A 7,642-nucleotide genomic window follows, 5' to 3' on the forward strand; every position below is an offset into this window, starting at 1 on the left:
GTGCGGCTGTGTCAGGACACTCGCTCACCGGATCTTCGTGAGGTCGATGACCACGTGTTCGTCCTTGATCGGGTAGGACACCAGGCGGCTGTCGCCTACGCCGAGCTGCACAACGATGGACTGGCCCTTGGCATCGGGAGGGGACAGGCTCAGGTCGCCGGACTCTCCGGTGACCAGGTCGATCATGTATTGGCCTCCCCGCGGCACAGGCGAGAACACGGTTTGGAAACGGTCGGCGGCCAGTCCCGGGAATGCGGAACCGGGCAGGTCTCGTTCCTGCGAGCCGTCACGCAGCCGGTAGAAGGACGGGCTTCCGCGCCTCTCGCCGACGCAGGTCGTCACGCCGCAGCGTACGTTCTGCTCGCCCGGCCGGACGACCGCCTTGCTCGTCTCGCCGGTCTCGACGTTGAGCAGGTCCTCGAAGCTCGCCTCCTTGTTCGGTGTGTACTCACCCGGCGTGCCCACCCAGGGCCAGCGCAGGATGTGATGTCTTTCGGCGCCCGCGACAGGCTCCACCGTCCCGCCCCCGAGGGGGACCGTGAAGACACCGCCTTCGATGACGGAGAAGGCCAGTTTGTCGCCGACCACGGTGAGTTTGTCGCCGCCCCCCTTGACCGGGGCGGCCGTGTTGATGACCGTGGGCCGCCCGCCCGCGATCGGGACCGACCAGAACTCCGTGACCCTGCCGCCGTCGACCTCGTCGATGGTCTGCCAGACGATCCGCCCGGCACCCGCCGTGTAACCGGAGGCGAACACCCCCTTCGGCGTGCGGATATCGGTGATCTTGCGAACCTGGCCGCCGTCCAGATCGTAGGCGTAGATCGCGTCGGCCTTCTCGAAGCTCCCCCAGGTCTCCAGCAGCAGGGTGCGGTCGTCGATGAAGATCCGCGGCTGGTACTTGCGGATGCCGGGTAGCTTGGCCGGGATCTTCCAGACCGCCTGCGGCCAGACCTTCTCGATGGGCTCGGGAGTCACGAACGCCTGCTTGCCGGAAGGGGACGGCGTCGCGGTCACGGAGCTCGGAGCCTGGGTCGGATTCACGACCGGAGGGGCGGGGTCGCCGCCGGCGCCGCGCACCGCCACCACGGCCCCGCTCGCCACCACCGCGACCGCGAGGGCCGCGACCAGGGTCTGCACGCGTGTTCTGCGCCGCAGGGAGTGGGTCATGACCTGCGAGGACAGGGTGCTCGGTGCTTGCGGCGCGCGCTGTGAGGCATGACCGAGAGTCCGGCGAAGGACGTCTTCCAGGTCGTCGTTCATAGGGCGCTCCCGTTGGCGGCTGTGGGGTGCGATACGGCGGAGCGGAGCTTGTTCAGGCCGAGAGAGGCATGACTGCGGACGGTCCCCCGGGAGATGCCGAGGACGCCGGAGATCTCCGCGTCGGTCAGCTGCTCGTAGTAGCGCAGGACGAGTACGGCCCGCTGCTTGCGGGGCAGGCCTTCGAGCGCCTGCCAGAGCCCCTGCTCCACCTCGGAGGGCAGCACGTCCAGATGCAGCCCCTCCGGCAGATCCCAGGTGAGCCGCTCGCGGCGGCGCAGTCGCCAGGTACTGATGTGCAGCCGAGCCATGATCATTCTGGTGTAGCTCTCCGGATCCTGCTTGCGGCGCACTCGCGACCATGCCCGGTGCAGCCGGATCAGAGCCTCCTGGGTGAGATCGGCCGCATCATGGGAGTTGCCGCTGAGCACATAGCCGTAACGCAGCAGCGCGTCGGCCCGCTCGGCGACGAAGTCCGCGAAGCGGGGGTCGTCGTCCAATTACCTTCGCCTTTCGTCGGTCCGTCACAACCCAGACGAACTCGGGAACGAAAGTGTTGAATCCCGGTACGACAGAGTTCGGCCGGCCATGGCTCCGCCTCGTGCGCGAGAGCACGCAAGGCGCCACGGCTCGTGAGTGAGGCCCCGGCTCCGTGTCACAGGCAAGGGTGCACAAGCCGGCCACGGCTCCGCGTCACGGGCGAGAGCGCGAGGGATCAGGAGACCACCGGGCTGCGGCGCTCGACGAGGACGACGTCGCGCCAGACGCCGTGATGGCGGCCGATGCGCATCCGGGTGCCGATCACGCGGAACCCGGCGCGCCGGTGGAGGGCGAGGCTGGCGGTGTTCTCGGGGAAGATCCCGGACTGGATCGTCCAGATGCCCGCCGCCTCGGTGGAGGCGATCAGGGCCCGCAGGAGGGCGAGGCCCACCCCGCGCCCCTGGGCGTCGGGGTGGACGTAGACGGAGTGCTCGACGACACCGGCGTAGGCGCACCGGTCCGAGACCGGGACCGCCGCACTCCAGCCCACGACCCGCCCGTCGGCGTCGAGGGCGACATGCCGGTGGCCGGGCAGCTTCGCCGCGTCGAACTCCTCCCAGCCGGGGGCGGTGGTCTCGAAGGTCGCCTGCCCTCCGTCGATCCCGAGCTGGTAGATCGTCAGGACCTGATCGGCGTGCTCGGGACCCAGCGGGATGACGCGGATGCCGGCGGGGCCGTCCGCGGGGGCGATCTCGGCGATCAGGGCGCGGACGCGGGCCTCGATCTCGTCGCGGATCGGACGGACGGCCTCGATGCCCTGTCCTGCGGGGTCGGGGAGCTGCCAGTCCAGGTAGCGCTTGCCGGGAAAGATCGGGCAGGCGTCGCCGCAGCCCATGGTGATGACCACGTCACAGGATCGCACGGCCTCGACGGTAAGGATCTTGGGGACCTCGGCGGAGATGTCGACGCCGACCTCCGCCATGGCCGCCGCGACGGCAGGGTTCACCGCATCGGCGGGGGCGGAGCCGGCCGAACGTACCTGGACGCGGCCCGCGGCGAGGTGGCTGAGGAAGGCGGCGGCCATCTGGGATCGGCCGGCGTTGTGGACGCACACGAACAACACGGAGGGCAGATCAGACACGAGCGGTTCCTTCGATGACGGCGGCCGTCCGAGCGGCCGGGACCGGGGAGCCGGGGAAGAGACGACGGGTGGCGAGGGCGACGTAGACCAGGCCGACCAGGACCGGAACCTCGATCAGGGGCCCGACCACCCCGGCCAGCGCCTGACCGGAGGCGGCGCCGAAGGTCGCGATGGCGACCGCGATGGCCAGCTCGAAGTTGTTGCCCGCCGCGGTGAACGCCAGCGTCGTGGCGCGGGCGTAACCGAGCCCGATCGCCCTGCCCAGCGCCATGGAGCCGGTCCACATCACGGCGAAATACACCAGCAGCGGCGCCGCGATCCGCATCACGTCCAGCGGGTTGGAGATGACCGTCTCACCCTGCAGCGCGAATAGCACCACGATGGTGAACAGCAGTCCGTACAGGGCGAACGGCCCGATCCGGGGGACGAACCTCGACTCGTACCACTCGCGTCCCCTGGCCTTCTCGCCCAGGCGGCGGGTGGCGAATCCGGCCAGCAACGGGATGCCGAGGAAGATCAGCACTGAGCGGGCGATCTCCCACATCGAGATGTCCAGTCCGGCGGTCCGCAGGCCGAGCCAGCCGGGCAGCACGGACAGGTAGAACCAGCCGAGCGCGGAGAACGCGATCACCTGGAACACCGAGTTGAGCGCGACCAGTACGGCGGCGGCCTCGCGGTCGCCGCGCGCCAGGTCGTTCCAGATGATGACCATGGCGATGCAACGGGCCAGCCCGACGATGATCAGGCCGGTCCGGTATTCCGGTAGGTCCGGCAGGAAGCCCCAGGCCAGGGCGAACATCACCGCCGGACCCACGACCCAGTTCAGCAGCAGGGAGGAGACCAGCAGACGCCGGTCGCCGGTGACGGTGTCCAAGCGGTCATAGCGAACCTTGGCCAGCACCGGATACATCATCACCAGCAGCCCGAGTGCGATCGGCAGTGAAACCCGGGCGACGGTGACCTTCGCCAGCGCCTCCCCCAGGCCGGGAACCAGGCTGCCCAGTCCAAGCCCGGTGACCATCGCGGCCAGGATCCACATCGGGAGCCCCCGGTCCAGCCGGGACAGGCGGCCCACAACAGGTCCGGCCGGGGCCGCACCTGTCGCGGGTCCCGCCGCGGCGGCCGGATCCGCCAAGGGTCCGGCCGGGGTCGCCGTGCTCTCGGAGGTCACGCCCGGGCCTCCGCGGTGTTCAGCAGCGCCGACAGCCGCTCCAGTGCCGCGGGGAGCACCCAGTAGTAGACCCAGGTCCCGCGACGCTCGGAATCGATCAGCCCGACCTGCTTCAGCACCTTCAGATGGTGGGAGATCGTCGGCTGGGAGACGTCGAAAGGCCCGGTCAGATCACAGACGCACGCCTCGCCACCGGCATGGGAGGCGATCAGGGACAGCAGGCGCAGGCGGACCGGGTCGGCCAGGGCCTTGAACGTCGCCGCGAGCTCGGTGGCTCCGGCCTCGTCCAGAGGCTCGCGCACCAGTGGCGAGCAGCACGCGACCGGCGTGGTCAGGTCGATGACCGGCAACTTCTTAATAGACACACATCTATATTGACGGATATCGATCCAGATGACAAGCTCACCACTACATAGACAGTCATCGATTCAGCCTGTTGGGAGCCACCATGTCCCGTGCTCAGCTCGCCCTTCGTGTCGCCGACCTTGAGGGGTCGATCGTCTTCTACTCCAAGCTGTTCGGCGTCGAACCGGCCAAGCGCCGTGAGGGATACGCCAACTTCGCCATCGCCGAGCCCCCGCTCAAGCTCGTCCTGATCGAGGGGGAGCCCGGAGAGGAGACCCGTCTGGATCATCTCGGCGTCGAGGTGGAATCCACGGAGGAGGTCGCCGCCGCCACCAACCGGCTCATGGAGGCGGGCCTGGCCACCTTCGAGGAGAACGACACCTCCTGCTGCTATGCCCTGCAGGACAAGGTCTGGGTCCACGGACCCGGCAGGGAGCCGTGGGAGGTCTACGTCGTCAAGGCCGACGCCGGCACCCTCGGCAGAAGCGCCACCGTCGCAGCCGGGGGCGACGCCTGCTGCGGTACCGTCGATGAGCGGCCCGCCGACTCCGCTCAGGGCGTTGAGCAGGTCAAGGCCGCCGGATGCGCCTGCGGCGGTTAGACCTGGGACGCCCGGACTTCCCGGGTTCCTCGGGGGAGAGCTCGCCGGAGGCCGCCCTGGCGCCCGCTACGCCGGACCGGACGCGCGGCGGCGAGCGCGCGCCCGTCCCGGACGGCTCCCGCCCGTCGCGGGTGTGAGAGCCGGACGGGGCGCGTGACCAGAGACGTTCTCCGACAGTGAGAGTCGCTCCTGGGTGTATTGCGTCCTCCCTACCAGCAAATTTCCGACATACGTTGATGAAATGGACAGTGAGAATCTTCTCGGTGAATTCCTGAGCGCCCGACGCGAGGCCACCACCCCCGCGCAGGTAGGGCTGCTGCATTCCGGTCCCCGGTCGATGCCGGGACTGTGGCAGGAAGAGGTGGCGATGCTGGCCGGGGTCAGCACCGATTACTACATCCGTCTGGAGCGAGGGTGCGAGCGTCATCCGTCCCAGCGGGTGCTCGGTGCCCTGGTACGGGTCCTGGGTCTCGGCCCCGACGCCGCGACACACCTGTGCGAACTCGCTCAGCCGCGTCCACGGCAGTGCGAAACGACCGGCCAGGGGGAGCGGGTCAGCCCGGACCTGCTGCGATTGATGTCCAGCTGGCCGTACACCCCGGCGCTCGTGTTCAACCGCTGGATGGACGTGCTGGCCACGAACCCGCTGGCCACCGTCCTCTATGACGGTCTGGAATATGCGGACAACCTGGCCCGGCTGGTCTTCCTGGACCCCGCCGCGCACGAGTTCTATCGGAACTGGGAGTCCGTCGCCCGCTGCAGGGTGGCTCACCTGCGGGCCGCCGCGGGAGCGGATCCCGACGATCCGTACCTGGTCGAACTGGTCGGTGAGCTCTCGTCCAAGAGCGCGGACTTCCGCCGGCTGTGGGCGCGCCACGACCTCGGCAAGATCCATACGGACCGGCATTTTCACCACCGCGAGGTGGGCGATCTGATCCTCAACTGGGAGCTGTTCAACGTCAACAGCGCCCCCGGCCAGCAACTGCTCATCTTTCAGGCCGAGCAGGCCAGTCCCTCCGAGTATGCCCTGGCCCTGCTGGGCAGCCTCGCGGTCACGACGGTATGAGGGCACCCCGCGTACCGCGATCTCTCGATTCCGAGCCGGCTCTCGGCAGACATTGGCGTTGTACGCCTTCCGACCCAATTTGGCGCCCGCGTGATGGATATGAGTGAAGGCGTCTGAGCTCTGTAGGGCTTCTGCGGCGTGATGGCCCGGTCGTCGGTAGGTACCCATCCTGGAAGGAGACACGGTGAGGTTGGTATCGCGTTTGCGTTCGATCCTGCGCCTGCGTTCGATCCAGGGGCGATACACCACGGCGGCGACGGCGTTGTTGCTGGTGGTGCTGGTCGTGGTGGGGGTGAGCTGCGATCTGGTGATCCGCTATCGCATCGAGGACGACGTGTTCAAAAGCGCCGAGCGGGTGGCCAGCCAGTGGAGTGCGGCGGCTCGAACCGGAGGAATGCCCGAGATGATTCCGGCTTCGGGCGGGGTGGATCTGGTGCAGCTGGTCGACGCCCAGGGGGCGGTGGTACGGGCGAGCCGGCGCGCGCGGGGGCGCGCGCCGTTGAGTGCCATCAGGCCGCCGTCCAACGACCGTTTCCAGCGGTTGCATGACAACGGGTTGTTGTTGATGGCGATCCGGGTCTCGCCGGCCCCGGAGGCGCCGGTGATCTATGCCGGTAGTGCGGAGCCGCGGTTGCTGGGTCGGCATTATCTGGAGTTGTTCTTGGCGGTGGCGGCGTTGGTGTTGCTGGGTTTGGCGGGGTGGTTGACGTGGTGGGTGGTGGGTCGGACGTTGCGGCCGGTGGCGGCGATCCGGGCGCGGATGGCGGAGATCACCGGTAGTGATGTGAGTCTGCGGGTGCCGGTGCCGGCGGGTGAGGATGAGTTCGCGTTGCTGGCGCGCACGGCGAATCAGAGTTTGGAGCGGTTGCAGGAGGTGGTGGAGCAGCAGCGGCAGTTTGCCTCGACGACCTCGCATGAGTTGCGGACTCCGATCGCGGGGTTGCGGATGCAGTTGGAGGAGGCGTTGCTGTATCCCGATGAGGTGGATGCGGTCGACAGTATTCGGGGGGCGCTGTCGGCGACGGGGAGGTTGGAGGCGATTGTCAATGATTTGTTGTTGCTGGCGCGGTTGCGGGTGGCGGAGCCGGCGGCGCGGGAGTTGATTGATCTGGGCAAGTTGGTGACGGAGGAGGCGATGCAGGTTTCGCAGAGTGCGGGGGTGGCGGTGTATGTGCATGCGGCGTCGGGGGTGTGGGTGTCGGGTTCGCAGATCCGGTTGATTCGGGTGGTGGGTAATTTGCTGAGTAATGCTCGCCGGCATGCGGCTGCCAGTGTGGAGGTGTCGGTGGAGGCGATCGATGGTCGGGCGGTGTTGGCGGTGGTCGATGATGGGGCGGGGGTGGCGCCGGCCGATCGGGAGCGGGTGTTTGAGCGGTTTACCCGGTTGGCCGATGGGCGGCGTCGGGATGCGGGGGGCAGTGGTTTGGGGTTGGCTATTTCGCGGGATATCGCTGAGGCGCATCGGGGGAGTTTGCGGATCGAGGATTCGCCGCGGGGGGCGCGTTTTGTGTTGCGGTTGCCGTTGTTGCATGTTCAGGGCGGTGTTGAGGGTTCGGCCTCGACCGATCATTACGGGCCCAC

8 protein-coding genes and 1 pseudogene are annotated in these 7,642 nt (G+C 68.3%); 3 read left to right on the plus strand and 6 right to left on the minus strand.

Translation table 11 applies throughout. The features are described 5' to 3' along the window. Positions 1-24: 24 nt before the first annotated feature. The 6 genes and pseudogenes from CHC08_RS36365 to CHC08_RS36385 form a co-directional block, all read right to left on the minus strand. Positions 25-1,260 (minus strand): TolB-like translocation protein, encoded by a 1,236-nt coding sequence (locus CHC08_RS36365; RefSeq protein ID WP_089211918.1) that lies wholly within the window; start codon positions 1,258-1,260, stop codon positions 25-27. Continuing rightward, a complete protein-coding gene (locus tag CHC08_RS36370) occupies positions 1,257-1,757 on the minus strand; it encodes a SigE family RNA polymerase sigma factor (protein ID WP_089211919.1) in 501 nt (166 codons plus the stop codon). The genes CHC08_RS36365 and CHC08_RS36370 overlap by 4 nt, the downstream gene beginning before the upstream one ends. Positions 1,758-1,972: 215 nt before the next feature. Continuing rightward, positions 1,973-2,500 (minus strand): GNAT family N-acetyltransferase, encoded by a 528-nt coding sequence (locus tag CHC08_RS36375; protein WP_245878783.1) that lies wholly within the window; start codon positions 2,498-2,500, stop codon positions 1,973-1,975. Continuing rightward, positions 2,480-2,878: pseudogene (locus tag CHC08_RS51940) on the minus strand (arsenate reductase ArsC); the annotation flags it as partial. The gene CHC08_RS36375 and the pseudogene CHC08_RS51940, both read right to left, overlap by 21 nt. Beyond that, on the minus strand, positions 2,871-4,013 hold the full coding sequence (gene arsB / locus CHC08_RS36380; RefSeq protein WP_420823601.1) for an ACR3 family arsenite efflux transporter: 1,143 nt from the start codon (positions 4,011-4,013) through the stop codon (positions 2,871-2,873). The pseudogene CHC08_RS51940 and the gene arsB, both read right to left, overlap by 8 nt. Before the next feature lie 32 nt (positions 4,014-4,045). After that, positions 4,046-4,414, minus strand: coding sequence for an ArsR/SmtB family transcription factor (locus CHC08_RS36385; RefSeq protein WP_089211921.1), 369 nt, complete (start codon positions 4,412-4,414; stop codon positions 4,046-4,048). Between the two features lie 83 nt (positions 4,415-4,497). Here CHC08_RS36385 and CHC08_RS36390 point away from each other — a divergent pair, with 83 nt between their 5' ends. The 3 genes from CHC08_RS36390 to CHC08_RS52580 all read left to right on the plus strand — a co-directional run. Continuing rightward, a complete protein-coding gene (locus CHC08_RS36390) occupies positions 4,498-4,995 on the plus strand; it encodes an ArsI/CadI family heavy metal resistance metalloenzyme (RefSeq protein ID WP_089211934.1) in 498 nt (165 codons plus the stop codon). A 241-nt stretch (positions 4,996-5,236) separates the two neighbouring features. Beyond that, a complete protein-coding gene (locus tag CHC08_RS36395; protein ID WP_089211922.1) occupies positions 5,237-6,061 on the plus strand; it encodes a helix-turn-helix domain-containing protein in 825 nt (274 codons plus the stop codon). A 184-nt stretch (positions 6,062-6,245) separates the two neighbouring features. After that, on the plus strand, positions 6,246-7,642 hold a 1,397-nt coding region (locus CHC08_RS52580; protein WP_089211923.1), incomplete at its 3' end, for a sensor histidine kinase.

The organism is Streptosporangium subroseum, from assembly GCF_900188345.1.
GTDB lineage: Bacteria > Actinomycetota > Actinomycetes > Streptosporangiales > Streptosporangiaceae > Streptosporangium > Streptosporangium subroseum.